This window comes from [Enterobacter] lignolyticus SCF1 (assembly GCF_000164865.1).
Lineage (GTDB): Bacteria > Pseudomonadota > Gammaproteobacteria > Enterobacterales > Enterobacteriaceae > Enterobacter_B > Enterobacter_B lignolyticus.
In genome coordinates this window covers 2,049,095-2,066,872 of record NC_014618.1, presented here as the reverse complement: position 1 = coordinate 2,066,872, position 17,778 = coordinate 2,049,095, and the positions used below count along the sequence as shown (strand labels likewise).

Below are 17,778 nucleotides of genomic sequence, written 5' to 3'. Positions count from 1 at the left end.
TCACAAAAAAGTAGCACATTCTGACTGGCGATTTTCTCTCCATTGTCTACGCTGAAAAATGGGACCCAACTGGTCGTACCACAACAGCAAACACTGGAGAGCACTATGATGAAAACCTGCGTACGTATTGGCGCATTCGAAATCGATGACGCCGAGCTGCATGGCGAACAGCACGGGGAGCGAACGTTAAGCATCCCCTGCAAATCCGATCCTGACCTGTGCATGCAGCTGGACGCCTGGGATGCCGACACCAGCGTTCCGGCCATCCTCAACGGCAAACACTCCGTCCTTTATCGTCACCGTTACGACCAGCATTCTGACGCCTGGGTCATGCGCCTTGCATGATGCCAAAGGAACCCGCCCTGAGGCGGGTTATTTATTTCCCCTACTGCAGCTGTACCAGCGTCAATACCCCGCCGAATACCGCACCGGTATCGATATAATGTTGATTTTCAAAATCATAACGCTGTTTCAGCGGCGTATGGCCAAACCAGAAGTGTTCAGCGCCGCGCAGCGAGGTATGGCGCCCGGCGAGATGATCGGTCAAGCGCTGCCGGTCCCACAGCACGCGATGCCCGTCAACCGGCTGCTGCCAGCGGTATTCATCCGCCGGATAGTCCGCGTGCGCCACGACGCTCACTCCGGAGCGACAGCGAACTTCGAGCACATAGGGCAGCCGTCGACACGCCTCAAGGAGTTCGACAATACGCAGTTTCTCCGCCGATGAGCTGCGGGAAAACCAGTCTCCGCCGTTGAGCGCCCACAGCCCCAGCTGCCGTGAACTGAGTGCATCCATTGCCATCTGCTCATGATTACCACGGATCGCGGCGAACCATTTTTGCTCGATAAGCGCCAGGCATTTGCGGCTTTCCGGTCCGCGGTCAATCAGATCGCCGACGGACAGCAGGAGATCCTCATAAGGGTTAAATTTCAGCGACTTCAGCTGCGCTATCAGACGTGCATAGCAGCCGTGCACATCGCCGGTAAGCCAGATATGCCGCCACTGGCTTCCCTCAATGCGTTGGTACATAGGCGCCTCCTCGTCTTCTCAGTATAGGCAACCCGTGGTCGCGAACCGCGACAGATTCACAAACTTAAACAAAAGCTAAACGAACAACTAATATAACCGGGTAGCCCTTATGATGATGAAGCGAGGTCTCTAGAATACCTGCGCAACTACAAAGAGGTTTTTATCGTGTCGGACAACCCCCAGCATTCCTCTCACGCCGCAGCGCCGCGTACCCATCTCATTGCCGAACTGGTCAAGGGTAATATTACGCCAGCCCCAATCTGGCGAAAATTTGATTACCGGCTGAAGTTTCTCCTGCGTACGCTGCTCTTTTACTCCTCCACGCGGCGGATGCTGGACAGCCTCTCACAGCGCGAGGATTTCGATACGCTGCTCGGCGCCCAGGTGACGCTGCCGAGCAAAACGCATCGCCAGTATCTGGCGCTTGGGCTCTCTTCCAGCCAGCGCGCAGACGCCATCATCAGCCACTATCAGTTCATTGATACGCTGCAAAGCCCGCGCCTGGCAGCAGCGCTGACGGCCCCGGACCCGGTGGTCGTGCTGGAGATTGAAGGCAAAGACGAAAGCCGGTTTACGCTGTGCCTCTCCTGCGCGCGAAAAGCCGAACGCGAGGGCGAAAGCACCGTCTGGCTGTTTGATGGCGAGCAGACGCTGCTGGCCAGCGCCACGTTCAGCGTGGTGAAGAGCGCCGAGGGTTGGGAGCTCGTCATCGGCGGTCTGCAGGGCCCGCGCCGCAGCGTGTCTCATGAAGTGATTAAGGTCGCTACCCGCGCCTGCCACGGCCTGTTCCCCAAACGCATCCTCATCGAGTTTTTCGGCTTGCTGGCTGCAGAGTGCGGGATCGCCCGGATAACCGGCGTCAGCGACAACGGCCACGTGTTCCGCGCGCTGCGCTATCGTCTGAGCAAAGGGCGTCATTTCCACGCCAGCTATGACGAGTTCTGGGCCTCCATCGACGGTAAAGCGCTGGATAAATACCGCTGGCAAATGCCGCTCCAGCAGGAGCGTAAAACGCTGGAAAGCATCGCCAGCAAGAAGCGCGCAGAGTACCGCCGCCGCTTTGCGCTGCTCGATGAGATGGCGCTACGGTTCAGCCAGCTGTTTCCCCATCACGGCGATCGCTAACCCTCTAGCCCCCATTTTATGGGGGCTTGCGCGCTCTCGTTTGCAATTCACACCGCAGTTTCGCTACTATCCCCTCCTTTCCACCTGAATCCGACTGCGCGTCTGCGAAACGTTCCGACCATGGGCAAAACAGAAGTAATAATGATAATCCTGATCCTGCTCATTCTTGGCTGCGGCATCTGGTTCGTCTTTAGCGATCAGCTCTGGACAATGGTGAGCTATCTGGAAACGCTGCTCTATCCCGGAATTGTCACGCCGGAATAGCGGCCCTCCCGCCGGCGAAAGTTCAGATTTAAACAAGTTGTCGTTTGAGCTGAGTCCCCCCAATCTCTATTATTTCCGCCGTGACGTCACGCAGCGTTCTTGTACATCCCGGCAAAACGCGGCGTGCTTCATCGGTCTGTTGATATCCATGCACTGGACGCGCAATCATTCAGACCAGCACCCGACGGCACTGCATATCCCTGTAAACGCCGTCAAGTGAGTCCGAGAACATATAATATTCATTGCAAGCTTTCCCCTTTACTGTGCGAGGTAAAGGGGATTTTTTTATCCGCGCGATGATAGGTTCTTCCTGCAGGCTCAACGTGACAATGCCCGATGACGCGCGGGTATTTATTTTTAAACAAAAAATGATTAGAACGAATGAATAATAGTATTCACTATAGGTTATATCAGCACGGCACAGATGATATTTTCTGAAGCTCGAAATACCCAGGATAATGTCGCGCGCTGATTATTTACTGTTATATGACTCTCAATGGACTAAGAAAGTAGTCTCATATCAACCACTATAAGCAATGCAAAGGATGACATCATGCGTATACTCTCTAAATTAACCATCACACTGGCAGCCTTCTCATTTATCAGCAGCGTCAGCGCAGCTGAGCTGATGACTCATGACGCATTCAAAAAAGTGGCCTCGCAGTATACGAAAATTGGCACTATTTCTGTTTCTAATGAAACAGCGGCGTCGGATGCCAAAGCAGCGTTAATCAAAAAAGCCGATGAGCAAGGCGCTGATGTGCTGATCCTGACGTCAGGAAACACCAGCAATAAAATCCATGCCACCGCCAACATTTACAAGAAGAAATAATCCCCGGAGCCCGTCAACTCCTGGCCTCTTTCGCAGGAGTTGACTGAATCAGGACCGCGCCTATATTTCGACAGTTTCTTCTTTACTTTTGGAAAGCAGTATTTTAATCAAGTTAATATAAGAGACAGGTTTCCAGAAATAATACCCCTGAATCAGGGTAATGTTCTGGCGATTCAGGTAATCAAGCTGCTCTTTCGTCTCAACGCCCTCAGCAACAATGTGTAATGACAGTTTTTTCGCCATCTCGATAACACAATCCAGCAGCAGGGTGGAATCCGCAATATGGCTAACCCGGCTGACAAAGCTTTTATCAATCTTAATGTAATCAATATGCAGGTCATTCAGATAGGATAAGCCCGAATAGCCGGTGCCAAAATCATCCAGCGCAAACCCAAATCCTTTGCTGTGCAGCGTATTAAGATTGTTTATAAGGTCGTTGTTGATGAGCAGCGGCTCACGCTCGGTAACTTCCAGAACCAGCCGCACTTTTTTTCCGTCAAACCCTCGCTGATACTGCAGGCAGTCATGCATAAAGCAGGGGGAGTTGATATGCGATGCGCTGATATTAATACCAATATGAAACCCATCCGGTAGTTTCCCAAAAATAGGCCGCATCTGCGCCACCACCTGCCGCATCAGGCTTTTCGTTAAGGGGATAATCAGCCCCGTTTTTTCGGCGGTAGGAATAAATACAGCCGGAGAGATAAAACCGGCCTTGGGATGTTTCCATCGCGCCAGAACCTCCACGCCATACATTGCGCCCGTCCTCCCGTTAACTACGGGCTGATAGAACGGGATAATTTCGCCATTTTGTATGGCCTTACGTAAATTCTCCTCTGGCGTCGTATATTTATCCAGATAACGACGCAGCAGAAAAGCAACGGTAAAGGACAGCAAGAAGAGCAGCAGCAAAAACAGTGTCCCCTGATGCATCAGCCTTGTAAGGTTGAAAAATGCCGGGCGATGATACTCAATGCGGAAAGGATAGCGAGTGGACGCATAGGAGGTCCGGGTTGCGCTAACCCCCGACAATGTCTTCAGGGAGACAACCTTTCCATTGTTATCGAAAACTCGATTGCCGACCACAAATGAAAAACGGGTATTCTCAAAAGAGCTGTTTAACGCGTCCCGCAGATGCGCATCGCTGATGCTGACAATGACTTTCCCATCTGGAATGAGGGTCTGAAAAATAAGTACCGGTAGCCCGTTCACCATGCTTTGCGGCATCATTAGCAGCAGATTGTCATCGGAGATCGCTTCTGGCTTAACAATCAACACCCTGCTGCCGGGCAGCGATGTGCACCATACGCTGTCATTTTTTAGAATAATGATGGTACGCAAATGGGGCTGAAGCGCAGCTTCCGTCCCCAGCTCAAACTCCCCCTGCGCAGAGCAGCCATTGAGCGCCACACGCGTCGCCGTGTTGGTTGCGTCGCGCGCCTCGTCAAGAATGGCGTCTATTTTTCGCGCAATATGTCCGGCGGTTGCCGCTCGGTCTGAGTCCGACGAGTGCCACAGCTGCCAGTTTACGACCAGCGTGCCAACCAGTAATAACAATGTCGCAATCAATACGGAAAATAGTGTATGGCGCACAAGTATTTCCTTCCGGTTAGAGGCCGAACCATTCTGTAATAACGCCATGTTTTCAGGCTTTCTGAGAAAAAGGCACGCCTGATTGCACAGTATCATTTTAGTTTATAACTTCTGTATTTTCATAAAGTCAGCAGATTTCACCCGCCAGTTATCAGGTGCATACAGGAAAGGTTCGCTGCTCCGCCATCTCAATAAGCGCCAAAAATCGAGAGTAAGAGCCTCGTTTTTCTTGTAAAAAAAATGTTAACTATGGGGCGAGTGTGATATAACAGCAGCAAACAGAAGCAAGCGTTCGGATGAACATTGATTCTGTTTTTGTAAGCGGCTGATATGGCTTACAAATAAAAAGAGACCGAATACGATTCCTGTATTCGGTCCAGGGAAATGGCTCTTGGGAGAGAGCCGTGCGCTAAAAGTTGGCATTAATGCAGGCTAAGTCGCCTTGCCCTTTAAGAATAGATGACCGCGCCAGGTTTTCCAGTCCGCTACAAAAGTGGTCAGAAAAAAACGACCGGCAGCGGGTCGCAAAAACAAAAAACCGCGACGACTTCACAGAAAGTCAGCGCGGTTTTTTATTGCCAATCAACGGGATGATTTCAGGCGTCAGCAGAGCTTCCCGGCACGTTCAATAAACGGCGCCAGGCTCTTTTTTTGCCCCGGATGCTGGGGATCATCTATCTGGATCACCGAAATCGGCTGGGCCGTCGTTTTCCCCTCTTTAACTTCCTGCTCCGCCGCCGGGTTTAACGGATACTGCACCAGCGTGCTGGGGTTAATGGCGTAAAGCGCATTTCCCGGGCGGCAGGTCAGCATCACCTCCTCACGGTTGAACGCCCACTGCGCCTTGCCGATTTCAAAACGGCTAACGGTGATTATCTGTGGTGCCGCCAGCGCCGCACCGGCGCTGGTCAGTAATAACAACGATAAAAGTAATTTCTTCATGATTTCGCCATTGATTAAAAAGGCTCCCAGGTGGCAAACACGCTTACGGTTGCCAGCACCAGTGCGCCCAAAACAACTTCCGCCTGCGTCGCTCGCAGGAACCACTGCCGAATCCGCTCGCCGCCGGTCGCCATGCGCGGCACCAGGATATAGCGATTGACCAGCGCCAGTATGACCATCAGTGCCACCAGCCCGCATTTCACCAGCAGCAGACGCCCCCAGGCGGAATCACCCCACAGGCTCCCCTGGATTAATTCCGCGTTTATCACCCCGCTGACGATCGCTCCGGCGACCGCCAGATGCCCGTAGCGGGAGAAATGCATCATCGTGACAATAGCCTCCCGCCGCCGGCGCCCGTTCGCCAGATGCAGACAGTAGATAAAGGGATACAGCCCGCCGAACCAGGCGGCTGCGCACAGCAGATGCGCGGCATGGTTAAGCTGCTGCAACGCGCCAGGCAGCCCGTCGCGCATCGCGGCATGCCCGACGCCCGCCAAAAGTAAAAACTGGGCGATACACAGCGTCAACAACAGCCCCGCATGCCGTCGCGCTGCCATCCACACGACAATCAACGTTACCCAGGACAGCAGAATCTGCCACAGCCAGACGCTGCCAAAGCGGGTCCCCGCCACCGCCAGCCAGACCTCAGACGACAGCACGTCTCCCCAGCCGTTGCCCATCTGCCCGCCCTGAATCATCATCATCGCGGTCGCGCTGACGGCGTTCAGCGCAAAAAACGCTCTCAACGCGCAATGGTAGCGCCGCATAATGACACGCCGCAGCGTCGGCGTCGCCCACCAGACGGCATAAAGCAGGCAGCCCAACGCCATCATCAGTACGGAAAAATGGACCAGCCGCAGTCCGCTATATGCCCACGCCAGCATTATTACTTCACGCTAAAGTGATATTGTCCCTGGGTTTTATGGCCATCAACGGACACCACATGCCAGTTTACGGTATACGAACCGGATTTCAGCGCCTGCGTCAGCGGGACGACAAGCTGTTTATCGTCTTTCTCGCTGACCGCGGCCGGACCGGTCAGGATGGCTTCATGCTGCGGGCCGGTCAGGGTAACGCCGCTGAATTTACCCTCAATGCCCTCGGAAAAACGCAGGGTCAACGCCTGGGGTGCAGCGCTGATCTCGGTGTCGGCCGCCGGCGACTGCTGTTGCAGATGCGCATGCGCGAAAGCGGAGGATGCCGCGACGGCGCAGGCAAAAAAGACAATTCCGCGCAAAGCGCGTGACGCGATGAGGCCCATATTCTTCATTCCATTTTGTTATGTATCTGCCCGAGAGAATAACCCTGTATAATGCCTGAGTCGAGAATGCATCCCGTCGGGCTTGCTATTTCGCGACACTCTGCGTAATTTCAGCCCCGTCAACAACAGGAGGCAAACATGGAAATGAATCTGGCGAAAATCCCGCAAGAAGAGATGGACAAAGTGAACGTCGATCTGGCCGCCGCCGGCGTTGCCTTTAAAGAGCGCTACAACATGCCGGTTGTCGCCGAAGTGGTCGAACGAGAGCAGCCCGAACACCTGCGCGGCTGGTTTCGCGAGCGCCTGATTGCCCACCGCCTGGCCTCGGTCACTATGTCACGCCTGCCCTACGAACCTAAAGTCAAATAACCCTTACTCATTGTTACACTTCCTTACACACATTCCCGTACACTCAATAAGATAATTCTCAAGCATGAGAACATGGGACATTGTGTTAAGGAAGCCACTATGCCTGAATGGACTATTGCTGCCGCCCAGTATGCGGCCTGTAACCGGAGCGTTGCTGAGAACGTTGCCCACCATTTGCATTTCATCGAAGCCGCCGCGAAGCTGGACTGCGATGTATTGCTGTTCCCTGAAATGTCGCTCACCGGCCCCGGCGAAGCCCGGCATCTCCCGGTGCCCCCTGACGTCGAACTGCTGCGCCCCCTGAGCTACGCGGCCAGACGTCACGCCATGACGATCATCACCGGAATGCCGGTCGACGTCGACGGCGAGCGGACAAAAGGCGTCGCCATTTTCCTTCCCGGCGCCAGCGCGCCGCTCACCGCATGCCAGGGCCAGGGAACCTGCCTGACGCCGGTCGGATGCCAGACAGGCACCTTTGACGGCGGAGCCGAGGGCTGCGAGATCGATCCGCAGGCGCTGCTGCTGGCCACCGGGACCTGTAGCGAGGAGTGCGAGCAGCTACAGTCGGTGCAGCGCCTGCAGCGATTCGCCCACCGCTACGCCATCGCCGTGCTGAAATCCAGCTACGCCTGCGGCGCCACGTCCGGCGGTAGCGCCCTGTGGGACGAAAGCGGCCAGCTCATCGTGCGCGCTGACGAGGGCGAGCTTCTGCTCACGGGGCGAAAGCACGACGGCGGCTGGGAGGGGGATATCATTCCGCTTCACGAAAATATATCAGCCATTGACGAATGCCATAGCGGCGCATAACCTGCACTTTTCTGCCGGGAGTGCGCCATGCTACGCGTTATCGATACCGAAACCTGCGATTTGCAGGGAGGCGTCGTTGAAATTGCTTCCGTCGATATCGTCGACGGAAAGATAACCAATCCAATGAGCCACCTTATCCGGCCCGATCGCCCTATCAGCCCGCAGGCGATGGCTATCCACCGAATAACCGAAGAGATGGTGGCGGATAAGCCCTGGATTGAAGAGGTTGTTCCGCTGTATCAGGGAAGCGCTTGGTATGTGGCGCACAACGCCAGCTTTGACCGTCGCGTGCTGCCCGAGATGAACGGCGAATGGATCTGCACCATGAAGCTGGCCCGCCGCCTGTGGCCCGGCATCAAGTACAGCAATATGGCGCTGTATAAATCCCGCAAGCTGAGCGTCGCCACGCCGCCGGGGCTGCACCACCACCGGGCGCTGTATGATTGCTACATCACCGCGGCTCTGCTGATTGATATCATCAATACGTCAGGCTGGACGCCGGACCAGATGGCGGAAATTACCGGTCGTCCGGCCCTGCTCACCACCTTTACCTTCGGCAAGTATCGCGGAAAGCCGGTGGCCGAGATCGCGCAAAACGACCCCGGCTACCTGCGCTGGCTGTTCAATAACCTCGATAATATGAGCCCGCAGCTGCGTCTGACGCTAAAGCACTGGCTCGGCGAATAATCAGCGCGGCGCGCGTCCGGGTAAAATGCCCTGCGCCAGCGCGATCAGGAAGGCGAACTCCAGCGCCACGCCTTCATAGCTCTTAAAGCGCCCGGATTTTCCGCCATGTCCGGAGTCCATATCGGTGCACAGCAGCAGCAGGTTGTCGTCCGTTTTCAGCTCCCGCAGCTTAGCCACCCACTTCGCAGGCTCCCAGTACTGGACCTGCGAATCGTGCAGGCCGGTGGTCACCAGCAGGTTGGGGTACGCTTTTGCCGCAACGTTGTCGTAGGGGCTGTAGCTCTTCATGTAACGATAGTACGTTTCGTCCTGCGGGTCCCCCCACTCTTCAAACTCGCCGGTGGTCAGCGGAATCGACTCATCCAGCATGGTGGTCAGCACATCCACGAACGGCACCTGGGCCACGACCCCGTGAAACAGCTCAGGACGTTCGTTAATTGCCACGCCCATCAGCATGCCGCCTGCGCTTCCCCCCATGCCGTAGCACAGCGACGGCGCCCCATAGCCCTGCGCCAGCAGCGCGTCGCAGACGTCGAGGTAGTCGTTAAAGGTGTGCTTTTTCTGCAGGAATTTTCCGTCCTCATACCACTGCTGGCCCAGCTCGCCGCCGCCGCGGATGTGCGCGATGGCGAAGACGAAGCCCCGGTCGAGCAGGCTCAGGCGGCTGGCGCTGAAATCCGCGTCCATGCTGGCGCCGTAGGAGCCGTAGCCGTAAACCAGCAGCGGATTTTTCCCTTTGCGAAAGTGCTCGCGACGGTACACCAGCGAGACGGGGACCTCGGTCCCATCGCGCGCCGTCACCCACAGGTGCTCGCTCTGGTAACGGCTGGCGTCGAATCCTTTCACCTCCTGCTGCTTGAGCACCCGACGTTCGCCGGTATCCATATTGAGCTCAAACAGCGTATCCGGCGTGGTCATCGACGAGTACCCGTAGCGCAGGCGCGGAGTGTCCGGCTCGGGGTTATACGACACCCAACTGACGTAGGCCGGATCGTCAAAAGCGATACCGATCGACTCCCGGGTCTTACGGTTAATCTGCCGCAGGCTGGTTAGCCCACGCTGGCGCTCCTCAACGACCAGCCAGTCGGTAAACAGGGTAAACCCTTCCAGCATCACGTCCTCGCGCGGCGGGATCAGCGCCTCCCAGCGGCTTTCATCGCGTACCGGCGTACGGTAGAGGCCAAAATTCTTCCCCTCGCGGTTTGAACGCAGGTAAAAGTGGTGCTGAAAATGGTCGAGGCTGTACTCGTGATCCTTACGTCGCGGGAGAAAACACAGCGGCTGCGCGTCTGGCAGTTCGGCATCCAGCAGCAGCACTTCGCTGGTGGTTGCGCTGGCGAGAGTGATGATAACGTAATGCTTTGAGCTGGTTTTATGCAGACTGACGTAAAAGGCGTCGTCGCGCTCTTCGTAGACCAGCTCATCCGCCGATACCGGCATCCCGACCGTATGGCGCCAGACCTGGTACGGCAGCAGCGTGGTCGGGTGCTTGCGCACGTAGTAGAGGGTTTGCGAATCGTTGCCCCAGACAAACTCCGGCTCGACGTTCTCCAGGGTTTCCGGGTACCAGTTACCGGTTTGCAGGTTACGCAGCCGCAGCCCGTACTGGCGGCGGGAAAGGTAGTCTTCCGCCAGCGCCATCAGGGTGTTGTCCGGGGAAATCGCCAGCCCGCCCAGCGTATAAAACTCGCTGTTGGCGGCGCGCAGATTGGCGTCAAGCAGGCACTCCCACGCCTCCCATTCCTCTTTTTGCACCGACTGGCGCTGGTAAACCGCATACTCGCAGCCCGGCTCGTAGATTTGCCGGTAGCGATAGCCGTTTTTGACGTAGGGCGCGGAGACTTCACGCGGCGGGATCCTGTCCACTATCTCTTTAAGCACCCGGTCCTGTAGCGCGCGGTGCGCGCCCATCACCTCGCGGCCGTAGTCGTTCTCCTTACGGAGATAGTCGAGCACGTCAGGCTGCGAACGGGTATCGTCGCGCAGCCAGTAGTAGTTATCAATCCGGGTGTCGCCATGCAAGGTCATGACGTGGGGAATTCGTTTCGCTTTTGGTGGCATATCGTTGTTCTTCTGCGAGTTATCTCCTCTAAGGGTGGCAAAACTCACGGACGATGCAAGCGAAACCTGCGTTCGGGCGCTTAAAGCGCCTGTTTTTGCGCCAGAATGTCCTGCTCAATCCCTTCACGGACGTCCTGCGGGATTTTAAGCGCATCCCCCAGCGCGTTAAGATAGCTGCGCTCCATAAAGTGATCGATATCGATAGCGGCACAGCTCAGGAAGTAGAGCTCCAGCGCTTCGTCCTCGTTTTGCACCCCGCGGGCCAGCCGCTCAGGATCCAGCGGCTGAGCGATAGCCTGGTCGACCAGCGCCCGGCCCTGAGATTCGACGCCCGCTTCCTGCAGCTGCCGGTCAATCGCCGCCCGCTCTTTGTCATCGATATGTCCGTCGCTTTTGGCGGCAAACACCAGCGCGAGAATCAACCGCTCAGTACGGACATCCAGCGCGCTGCTGTTCTGCCCAAACTGCGCGTCGCCCTGCTGAGCCGGGCGCATTTTGTCTTTGTATTTGTTCCACAGCACCGTGCCGGCCACGGCGCCGCCGCCAACCAGCAGCGCGCCGCCGCCGTATTTAGCTAACAGTTTTCGCGACGATTTATTGGCGACCAGCAGCCCGGCAAGCCCCCCCAGCGCGCCGGGTACGAGCAGCTTGCTAAGCCCCTGCTCGCCGGAGGATGCCGGGGCAGAACTGCCCTGCTGCCCAAGAAGTGACTGAAGTTGGTTGAGCCAGTTAGCCATATTCCCCTCACAATGCGGTAACGAATCATCACAGCGTAAGCGAGGGGATGTCAAAAAACGTCTGAAACGGCTAAAGATGCGCAAATTACTGCGCGCTGTACACCGCCGTTCCCGCCGCGCAGTCAACCGTAACCACGTAGTGTAAATCGGCGCTTTTCCCGCGCACCGTCATCGGCACGCGCCATTTGCCCGCGCTGCCGCTGATGTCGTTGCTGTTAACCCACGCCACCGGATCGACCTGCCCCAGCTTCTGCTGATCGTCAGCCCATTTCACCACGCGGTTTTGCGTGTAATCCCGCTTCACGCTGGCGGCGATACCGTCGGCGCTCATGCCTTCGCATTTCGGGAAGGTCACCGTTTTATCGTCCGCGGCATGGGCAGACACGCCTGCCATCAGCAATACGACCGCCGCCATTACTCCTGCTGTTTTCATCATTTGCTCCTGTGCGTATATACCCACCCAAAGCATGGTACAAATTACCGGCAACGCAAGTAAGCGCCTGTTATTCTTCATGACCTTCGCGTAGCGAGACATACGCAAACGTTTTCGTATATACTGGCGCCGTGAATGACTTACTGTGAATAGTGGATAAACGTTATGACAATTCTGGGCACGGCGCTGCGTCCGGCGGCAACACGGGTCATGTTATTGGGTTCAGGGGAACTGGGAAAAGAGGTGGCGATTGAGTGCCAGCGTCTGGGTATTGAGGTCATCGCCGTCGACCGCTATCCCGACGCGCCCGCGATGCACGTCGCTCACCGCAGCCACGTCATCAATATGCTGGACGGCGAGGCGCTAAAAGCGCTGGTCGCCCAGGAAAAGCCGGACTACATTGTCCCGGAAATTGAGGCGATCGCCACCGATGCGCTGATGGAGCTTGAGCTGGCCGGTCAGCATGTGGTGCCCTGCGCGCGGGCGACAAAGCTGACCATGAACCGCGAGGGCATCCGCCGTCTGGCCGCAGAAGAGCTGCAGCTGCCGACCTCCTCCTACCGTTTTGCCGACAGCGAAGCCGCCTTTCGCGATGCGGTGGCCGCCATTGGCCTGCCTTGCATCGTCAAGCCGGTGATGAGCTCCTCCGGTAAAGGCCAAAGCTTTATTCGCCATGAAGAGCAGCTGGCCGACGCCTGGCGCTATGCGCAGCAGGGCGGGCGCGCGGGCGCCGGGCGCGTGATCGTCGAAGGCGTGGTGACGTTTGATTTCGAAATCACCCTGCTGACCGTCAGCGCCGTGGATGGCGTGCATTTCTGCGCCCCGGTCGGGCATCGTCAGGAAGATGGCGATTACCGTGAGTCCTGGCAGCCGCAGCAGATGAGCGATACGGCGCTGGCCCGCGCCCAGCAGATTGCCCGCGAAGTGGTGCTGGCCCTCGGCGGTCATGGTCTGTTTGGCGTTGAGCTGTTCGTCTGCGGCGACGACGTCATCTTCAGCGAAGTCTCGCCGCGTCCGCATGACACCGGGATGGTCACGCTGATTTCGCAGGACGTCTCCGAATTCGCCCTGCACGTTCGCGCTTTTCTCGGTCTGCCGGTCGGCGCTATTCGTCAGTATGGCCCGTGCGCCTCGGCGGTGATCCTGCCGGCGCTGACCAGCCAGAACCTGACGTTCGGCAACGTAGAGGCGGCGGTAGGCGCTGGCGTTCAGCTGCGCTTATTCGGTAAACCGGACATCGACGGAACCCGGCGCCTGGGCGTGACGCTGGCGACAGCAGCGTCGGTGGACGACGCGGTCGCGCGTGCGAAAGCAGCGGCGGCATCCGTGGTGGTGAAAGGATAAAAGAAGGGTTTACCGGACCTGCGGAAGCCGCAGGTCCGGTATGCGTTCAGGCTTACTTCGCGCCTTCTACCGCTTCACGCGCAAGCGTAGTGATGCGGTCATAGTCGCCCGCTTCCAGCGCGTCGTTCGGCACCAGCCAGGAACCGCCGATGCACAGCACGCTATTGAGCGCCAGGTAGTCGCGGTAGTTCGCCGGAGAGATCCCGCCGGTCGGGCAGAAGCGGATGTGCGCGAACGGACCCGCAATCGCCTGCAGCGCTTTGACGCCGCCGTTAGCTTCCGCCGGGAAGAATTTAAACTCCTTCAGACCGTAGTCCATGCCCAGCATCAGCTCGGAAACCGTACTGATGCCCGGGATCAGCGGGATAGTGCCTGCCGTTGCGGCTTTCAGCAGCGGCTCGGTCAGGCCCGGGCTGATGGCAAACTGCGCGCCCGCCTCGGTCACTTCTTTCAGCTGCTGCACGTTGGTCACGGTACCCGCGCCCACGATAGCGTCTGGCACCTCTTTGGCAATAGCGCGGATCGCGTCCAGCGCGCAGTCGGTACGCAGCGTCACTTCCAGAACGCGCACGCCGCCCGCTACCAGCGCTTTCGCCATCGGTACCGCGTGTTCGATTTTTTTCACTACGATAACCGGGACTACCGGGCCGTTGGTCAGGATTGCTTCTGCAGTTGTTTTCCAGTTTTTCATCAGAGTTTTTCTCTCGCCAGATCGATAAATCTTGTCGTGTTAAAAGGTGATGCAGGTTGCGCCCTGCTCTGCGCCGGAAAGCTGCTCGCGCAGCGCGCCGAACAGCTCGCGACCGGTCCCTGACCGCGAGCCGCGCAGATCAGGAATATGCGGCTCACGCGCCGCCAGTACCGCGTCGTCGACCAGCAGCGTCAGTTCCCCTGTCTGGCCGTTCACCCGAATAATGTCGCCGTCGCGCACTTTCGCCAGCATCCCGCCATCGTAAGCTTCAGGCGTCACATGGATAGCTGAAGGCACTTTACCTGAAGCGCCGGAAAGCCGTCCATCGGTAACTAACGCAATTTTGAAACAGCGGTCCAATAATACACCTAATGGCGGCATAAGTTTATGCAATTCTGGCATGCCGTTCGCTTTTGGCCCCTGATAGCGAACCACCACCACGCAGTCTTTGTCCAGAAGACCGGCATCAAACGCCGGCAGAACATCATGCTGGCTTTCAAACACCACCGCCGGAGCTTCGATAATCTGGTTCTCTGTCGGTACAGCGGAGGTTTTCATCACCGCGCGTCCCAGATTGCCGCTCAGCACTTTGGTGCCGCCGTGATGGGAAAACGGCTGCTCAATGCTGGCGATAACGTCAGCGTCCAGCGACGCATTCGCCCCTTCGCGCCAGTCCAGCTCGCCGTTATTCAGCCACGGCTCAAGGGTGTAACGGCTAAGGCCGCGCCCGGCGACAGTATCGACATCCTCATGCAGCAGACCGCCTTTCAGCAGTTCGCGCACCAGCACCGGTACGCCGCCCGCCGCCTGGAAGTGGTTAATGTCGGCCGGACCGTTCGGGTAGAGACGCGCCAGCAGCGGCACCACGTCGGAAAGGTCGGAGAAGTCATCCCAGTTAATGACGATCCCGGCCGCCCGCGCCATCGCCACCAGGTGCATGGTATGGTTGGTGGAGCCGCCGGTCGCCAGCAGCGCCACGATGCCGTTCACCACCACTTTTTCATCGAACATCTTGCCCAGCGGCATCCACGCGTTGCCGTTACCGGTCATACGGGTGACCTGGCGCGCGGCGGCGGCGGTCAGCGCTTCGCGCAGCGGCGCGTCCGGATGTACAAACGAGGAGCCCGGAAGCTGCATGCCCATAAATTCCACCACCATCTGGTTGGTGTTGGCGGTGCCGTAGAAGGTGCAGGTGCCCGGCGCGTGATAGGAGGCCGCTTCCGACTCCAGCAGCGCCATCCGGTCGACTTTACCTTCGGCATACAGCTGGCGAATCCGCACCTTTTCTTTATTCGGCAGGCCGCTGGCCATCGGGCCTGACGGAATAAATATGGACGGCAGATGGCCAAACGACAGCGCCGCCATGGTCAGCCCTGGGACGATTTTATCGCACACTCCAAGATACAGCGCGCCATCGAACATGTTGTGAGACAAGCCAACCGCCGCCGACATCGCAATGACCTCGCGGCTCAGCAGGGAGAGCTCCATACCGTCCTGCCCCTGGGTGACGCCGTCGCACATCGCCGGTACGCCGCCCGCCACCTGGCCGACCGCATTCACACCGTGCAGCGCTTTGCGGATGATGTCCGGGTAGTATTCATAGGGCTGATGTGCAGAAAGCATATCGTTGTAGGAGGTGATGATCGCGATATTGTTACGCAGCATGCTTTTCAGCGACGCCTTATCGTCCGGCTGGCAGGCGGCGAAGCCATGCGCCAGATTGCCGCAGGCGAGATGGGAACGCTGCACGGTATCCGACTTTGCCTGGGTTATCCGCGCAAGGTAGGCGCTGCGGGTCTCTTTTGAGCGTTCAATAATGCGTTTTGTTACGCGTAACATTGTCGGATTCATAAATGCTCCTCAAATTTAGGCTGTCCGGGCGGCAGCATTAACAAGGGCGAAAGCAGTGGTTAACAATGCCGAAACCTGTGAATACTGGAGCTCAGGGGCAAACTTCTCTTCCGGCAGTGTAATAAAAAAAGCCCCGCGGGTGAACCCTCGCGAGGCTTAAAAGCACACATTTTGAACGACAAGCTGTGTTAGATCATGTTACCGGTAAAATACCTCATCAGGGGTAACGGCAACCTTATTCAAACTCGTTCCATGAACGGCCGTCGCGGGTGATCATCGCCACAGAGGCAACCGGTCCCCAGGTGCCTGCCTGATAAGGCTTCGGCGCATCCTGATCGGTCGCCCACGCGCCGGTGATGGAGTCCACCCATTTCCAGGCTTCTTCCACCTCGTCACGACGGACGAACAGCGCCTGGATACCGCGCATGGTCTCCAGTAGCAGTCGCTCATAGGCATCCGCCAGATGCGTTTCATTGAAGGTTTCGGAGTAGCTCAGATCCAGCTTGGTGGTCTGCAGGTTGTGCTTGTGATCGAGGCCCGGCACCTTGTTCAGAACCTGGATATCCACGCCTTCATCAGGCTGCAGACGGATGGTCAGCTTGTTCTGCGGCAGCTCCTGCCAGGACTCTTTGAACAGGTTCAGCTCCGGGTTTTTGAAGTACACCACCACCTCAGAGCATTTGGTCGGCAGACGTTTGCCGGTACGCAGGTAGAACGGCACGCCCGCCCAACGCCAGTTGTCGATATCAACGCGGATAGCCACGAAGGTTTCAGTGTTGCTCTGCTTGTTGGCGCCCTCTTCTTCCAGGTAGCCCGGCACTTTTTTGCCCTGCGCAAACCCGGCGGTGTACTGGCCGCGGACGGTCTTCTCACGCACGTTGGAGCGGTCGATGCGGCGCAGGGATTTCAGCACCTTAACCTTCTCATCGCGGATGCTGTCGGCGGTCAGATCCGACGGTGGCGACATCGCAATCATGCAGAGAATTTGCAGCAGGTGGTTCTGAATCATATCGCGCATCTGGCCGGCCTGGTCGAAGTAGCCCCAGCGGCCTTCGATACCCACTTCTTCGGCGACGGTGATTTCCACATGATCGATGGTTTTGTTATCCCAGTTATTGACGAACAGGGAGTTGGCAAAGCGCAGCGCCAGCAGGTTAAGCACCGTCTCTTTACCCAGATAGTGGTCGATACGATAAACCTGGCACTCTTCGAAATACTGGCCGACCTGGTCGTTGATTTCGCGGGAGGTCTCAAGCGACGTTCCCAGCGGCTTTTCCATCACCACGCGCGCCGGCTTTTTATTCAACTTCGCTTCGCCGAGGCCTTTGCAGATAGCGCCAAAGGTGCTTGGCGGCATCGCAAAGTAGTTAATGGTGACGTGCTCTTTCTGGTCAAGCATCTTGCCAAGGCGGGTAAAGGCTTTGGTGTCGTTAACGTCGAGATTGCAAAAATCCAGGCGACCGCTCAGGGTATCCCACAGACCTTCATCAATTTTTTCCTTCATGAAGGTTTCCAGCGCCTCACGCACTACTTTGGTATAGGCTTCTTTATCCCAGTCGGCGCGACCTACCCCAAGGATGCGGGTATCCGGATGCAGCTGTCCTGCTTTCTCCAGTTGGTACAGGGAAGGCAACAGTTTACGACGCGCCAGGTCACCCTTCGCGCCGAAAATGACCAGGTCACATGCCTGGGCCGTTTGCGTTACCGCCATGTCATTCTCCTCAGTTGGATTGCCCGGTACTTCAGCCAGG

The 17,778-nt window shown here is 57.2% G+C and carries 19 protein-coding genes; 8 read left to right on the top strand and 11 right to left on the bottom strand.

Annotated features, from left to right (window positions below; genetic code table 11):
* The first annotated feature begins 108 nt into the window (after window positions 1–108).
* Window positions 109–345 carry a YebV family protein gene (locus ENTCL_RS09765; protein WP_203415276.1) on the top strand — a complete coding sequence of 79 codons (237 nt, stop codon included), beginning with the start codon at window positions 109–111 and terminating at the stop codon, window positions 343–345.
* A gap of 40 nt (window positions 346–385) precedes the next feature.
* Here the strand turns inward: ENTCL_RS09765 and pphA are convergent, their stop codons facing one another.
* Window positions 386–1,030, bottom strand: a complete 645-nt coding sequence (pphA, locus tag ENTCL_RS09760; RefSeq protein WP_013365952.1) for a protein-serine/threonine phosphatase — start codon at window positions 1,028–1,030, stop codon at window positions 386–388.
* 165 nt (window positions 1,031–1,195) lie between these two features.
* Here pphA and ENTCL_RS09755 point away from each other — a divergent pair, with 165 nt between their 5' ends.
* The 3 genes from ENTCL_RS09755 to yahO all read left to right on the top strand — a co-directional run bounded on the left by ENTCL_RS09755 (window position 1,196) and on the right by yahO (window position 3,251).
* The gene (locus tag ENTCL_RS09755; RefSeq protein ID WP_013365951.1) at window positions 1,196–2,155 is read left to right on the top strand and encodes a VirK/YbjX family protein; all 960 of its coding nucleotides are present in this window, start codon (window positions 1,196–1,198) and stop codon (window positions 2,153–2,155) included.
* An 18-nt stretch (window positions 2,156–2,173) separates the two neighbouring features.
* The gene (locus ENTCL_RS24145) at window positions 2,174–2,419 is read left to right on the top strand and encodes an Ecr family regulatory small membrane protein (protein ID WP_013365950.1); all 246 of its coding nucleotides are present in this window, start codon (window positions 2,174–2,176) and stop codon (window positions 2,417–2,419) included.
* A gap of 553 nt (window positions 2,420–2,972) precedes the next feature.
* Window positions 2,973–3,251 carry a DUF1471 family periplasmic protein YahO gene (gene yahO / locus ENTCL_RS09750; protein WP_013365949.1) on the top strand — a complete coding sequence of 93 codons (279 nt, stop codon included), beginning with the start codon at window positions 2,973–2,975 and terminating at the stop codon, window positions 3,249–3,251.
* Window positions 3,252–3,311: 60 nt separating this feature from the next.
* On the opposite strand, the gene ENTCL_RS09745 is transcribed toward yahO, so the two are convergent.
* The 4 genes from ENTCL_RS09745 to yobA all read right to left on the bottom strand — a co-directional run bounded on the left by ENTCL_RS09745 (window position 3,312) and on the right by yobA (window position 7,047).
* Window positions 3,312–4,892: an EAL domain-containing protein gene (locus tag ENTCL_RS09745; protein ID WP_044611936.1), complete on the bottom strand. Its 1,581-nt coding sequence runs from the start codon at window positions 4,890–4,892 to the stop codon at window positions 3,312–3,314.
* A gap of 555 nt (window positions 4,893–5,447) precedes the next feature.
* Complete coding sequence (locus tag ENTCL_RS09740) at window positions 5,448–5,789, bottom strand: YebY family protein (protein WP_157865587.1); 342 nt, start codon at window positions 5,787–5,789, stop codon at window positions 5,448–5,450.
* A gap of 11 nt (window positions 5,790–5,800) precedes the next feature.
* On the bottom strand, window positions 5,801–6,670 hold the full coding sequence (gene copD / locus ENTCL_RS09735; protein ID WP_013365946.1) for a copper homeostasis membrane protein CopD: 870 nt from the start codon (window positions 6,668–6,670) through the stop codon (window positions 5,801–5,803).
* Between the two features lie 2 nt (window positions 6,671–6,672).
* Window positions 6,673–7,047, bottom strand: coding sequence for a CopC domain-containing protein YobA (yobA, locus tag ENTCL_RS09730; protein ID WP_013365945.1), 375 nt, complete (start codon window positions 7,045–7,047; stop codon window positions 6,673–6,675).
* A gap of 138 nt (window positions 7,048–7,185) precedes the next feature.
* Between yobA and ENTCL_RS09725 the strand changes: the two genes are divergently transcribed.
* From ENTCL_RS09725 to exoX, 3 genes are all read left to right on the top strand, one after another.
* Entirely contained in the window at window positions 7,186–7,416 is a 231-nt protein-coding gene (locus tag ENTCL_RS09725) for a DNA polymerase III subunit theta (protein ID WP_013365944.1), read from the top strand.
* A gap of 99 nt (window positions 7,417–7,515) precedes the next feature.
* Window positions 7,516–8,223: a carbon-nitrogen hydrolase family protein gene (locus ENTCL_RS09720; RefSeq protein WP_013365943.1), complete on the top strand. Its 708-nt coding sequence runs from the start codon at window positions 7,516–7,518 to the stop codon at window positions 8,221–8,223.
* A 27-nt stretch (window positions 8,224–8,250) separates the two neighbouring features.
* On the top strand, window positions 8,251–8,910 hold the full coding sequence (exoX, locus tag ENTCL_RS09715; RefSeq protein WP_013365942.1) for an exodeoxyribonuclease X: 660 nt from the start codon (window positions 8,251–8,253) through the stop codon (window positions 8,908–8,910).
* On the opposite strand, the gene ptrB is transcribed toward exoX, so the two are convergent.
* The 3 genes from ptrB to yebF all read right to left on the bottom strand — a co-directional run bounded on the left by ptrB (window position 8,911) and on the right by yebF (window position 12,144).
* Window positions 8,911–10,971, bottom strand: coding sequence for an oligopeptidase B (ptrB, locus tag ENTCL_RS09710; protein WP_013365941.1), 2,061 nt, complete (start codon window positions 10,969–10,971; stop codon window positions 8,911–8,913).
* Between the two features lie 80 nt (window positions 10,972–11,051).
* Window positions 11,052–11,708 (bottom strand): tellurite resistance TerB family protein, encoded by a 657-nt coding sequence (locus ENTCL_RS09705; RefSeq protein ID WP_013365940.1) that lies wholly within the window; start codon window positions 11,706–11,708, stop codon window positions 11,052–11,054.
* A gap of 85 nt (window positions 11,709–11,793) precedes the next feature.
* A complete protein-coding gene (gene yebF / locus ENTCL_RS09700) occupies window positions 11,794–12,144 on the bottom strand; it encodes a protein YebF (RefSeq protein ID WP_071841392.1) in 351 nt (116 codons plus the stop codon).
* 162 nt (window positions 12,145–12,306) lie between these two features.
* On the opposite strand from yebF, the gene purT reads away from it, so the two are divergent.
* Window positions 12,307–13,485 (top strand): formate-dependent phosphoribosylglycinamide formyltransferase, encoded by a 1,179-nt coding sequence (purT, locus tag ENTCL_RS09695; RefSeq protein ID WP_013365938.1) that lies wholly within the window; start codon window positions 12,307–12,309, stop codon window positions 13,483–13,485.
* Window positions 13,486–13,537: 52 nt separating this feature from the next.
* On the opposite strand, the gene ENTCL_RS09690 is transcribed toward purT, so the two are convergent.
* From ENTCL_RS09690 to zwf, 3 genes are all read right to left on the bottom strand, one after another.
* The gene (locus ENTCL_RS09690) at window positions 13,538–14,176 is read right to left on the bottom strand and encodes a bifunctional 4-hydroxy-2-oxoglutarate aldolase/2-dehydro-3-deoxy-phosphogluconate aldolase (protein ID WP_013365937.1); all 639 of its coding nucleotides are present in this window, start codon (window positions 14,174–14,176) and stop codon (window positions 13,538–13,540) included.
* A 39-nt stretch (window positions 14,177–14,215) separates the two neighbouring features.
* Window positions 14,216–16,027: a phosphogluconate dehydratase gene (gene edd, locus ENTCL_RS09685; protein WP_013365936.1), complete on the bottom strand. Its 1,812-nt coding sequence runs from the start codon at window positions 16,025–16,027 to the stop codon at window positions 14,216–14,218.
* A gap of 235 nt (window positions 16,028–16,262) precedes the next feature.
* Window positions 16,263–17,738, bottom strand: a complete 1,476-nt coding sequence (gene zwf / locus ENTCL_RS09680) for a glucose-6-phosphate dehydrogenase (protein WP_013365935.1) — start codon at window positions 17,736–17,738, stop codon at window positions 16,263–16,265.
* Window positions 17,739–17,778 lie beyond the last annotated feature (40 nt).

Excerpts from the sequence above, each read along its gene's own strand:
- ENTCL_RS09765 (WP_203415276.1), top strand. The coding sequence starts at position 109 with ATGAAAACCTGCGTACGTATTGGCGCATTCGAAATCGATGACGCCGAG.
- pphA (WP_013365952.1), bottom strand. The coding sequence starts at position 1,030 with ATGTACCAACGCATTGAGGGAAGCCAGTGGCGGCATATCTGGCTTACC.
- ENTCL_RS24145 (WP_013365950.1), top strand. The coding sequence starts at position 2,174 with ATGGGGGCTTGCGCGCTCTCGTTTGCAATTCACACCGCAGTTTCGCTA.
- yahO (WP_013365949.1), top strand. The coding sequence starts at position 2,973 with ATGCGTATACTCTCTAAATTAACCATCACACTGGCAGCCTTCTCATTT.
- ENTCL_RS09745 (WP_044611936.1), bottom strand. The coding sequence starts at position 4,892 with ATGGCGTTATTACAGAATGGTTCGGCCTCTAACCGGAAGGAAATACTT.
- copD (WP_013365946.1), bottom strand. The coding sequence starts at position 6,670 with ATGCTGGCGTGGGCATATAGCGGACTGCGGCTGGTCCATTTTTCCGTA.
- yobA (WP_013365945.1), bottom strand. The coding sequence starts at position 7,047 with ATGGGCCTCATCGCGTCACGCGCTTTGCGCGGAATTGTCTTTTTTGCC.
- ENTCL_RS09725 (WP_013365944.1), top strand. The coding sequence starts at position 7,186 with ATGGAAATGAATCTGGCGAAAATCCCGCAAGAAGAGATGGACAAAGTG.
- ENTCL_RS09720 (WP_013365943.1), top strand. The coding sequence starts at position 7,516 with ATGCCTGAATGGACTATTGCTGCCGCCCAGTATGCGGCCTGTAACCGG.
- exoX (WP_013365942.1), top strand. The coding sequence starts at position 8,251 with ATGCTACGCGTTATCGATACCGAAACCTGCGATTTGCAGGGAGGCGTC.
- ptrB (WP_013365941.1), bottom strand. The coding sequence starts at position 10,971 with ATGCCACCAAAAGCGAAACGAATTCCCCACGTCATGACCTTGCATGGC.
- ENTCL_RS09705 (WP_013365940.1), bottom strand. The coding sequence starts at position 11,708 with ATGGCTAACTGGCTCAACCAACTTCAGTCACTTCTTGGGCAGCAGGGC.
- yebF (WP_071841392.1), bottom strand. The coding sequence starts at position 12,144 with ATGATGAAAACAGCAGGAGTAATGGCGGCGGTCGTATTGCTGATGGCA.
- purT (WP_013365938.1), top strand. The coding sequence starts at position 12,307 with ATGACAATTCTGGGCACGGCGCTGCGTCCGGCGGCAACACGGGTCATG.
- ENTCL_RS09690 (WP_013365937.1), bottom strand. The coding sequence starts at position 14,176 with ATGAAAAACTGGAAAACAACTGCAGAAGCAATCCTGACCAACGGCCCG.
- edd (WP_013365936.1), bottom strand. The coding sequence starts at position 16,027 with ATGAATCCGACAATGTTACGCGTAACAAAACGCATTATTGAACGCTCA.
- zwf (WP_013365935.1), bottom strand. The coding sequence starts at position 17,738 with ATGGCGGTAACGCAAACGGCCCAGGCATGTGACCTGGTCATTTTCGGC.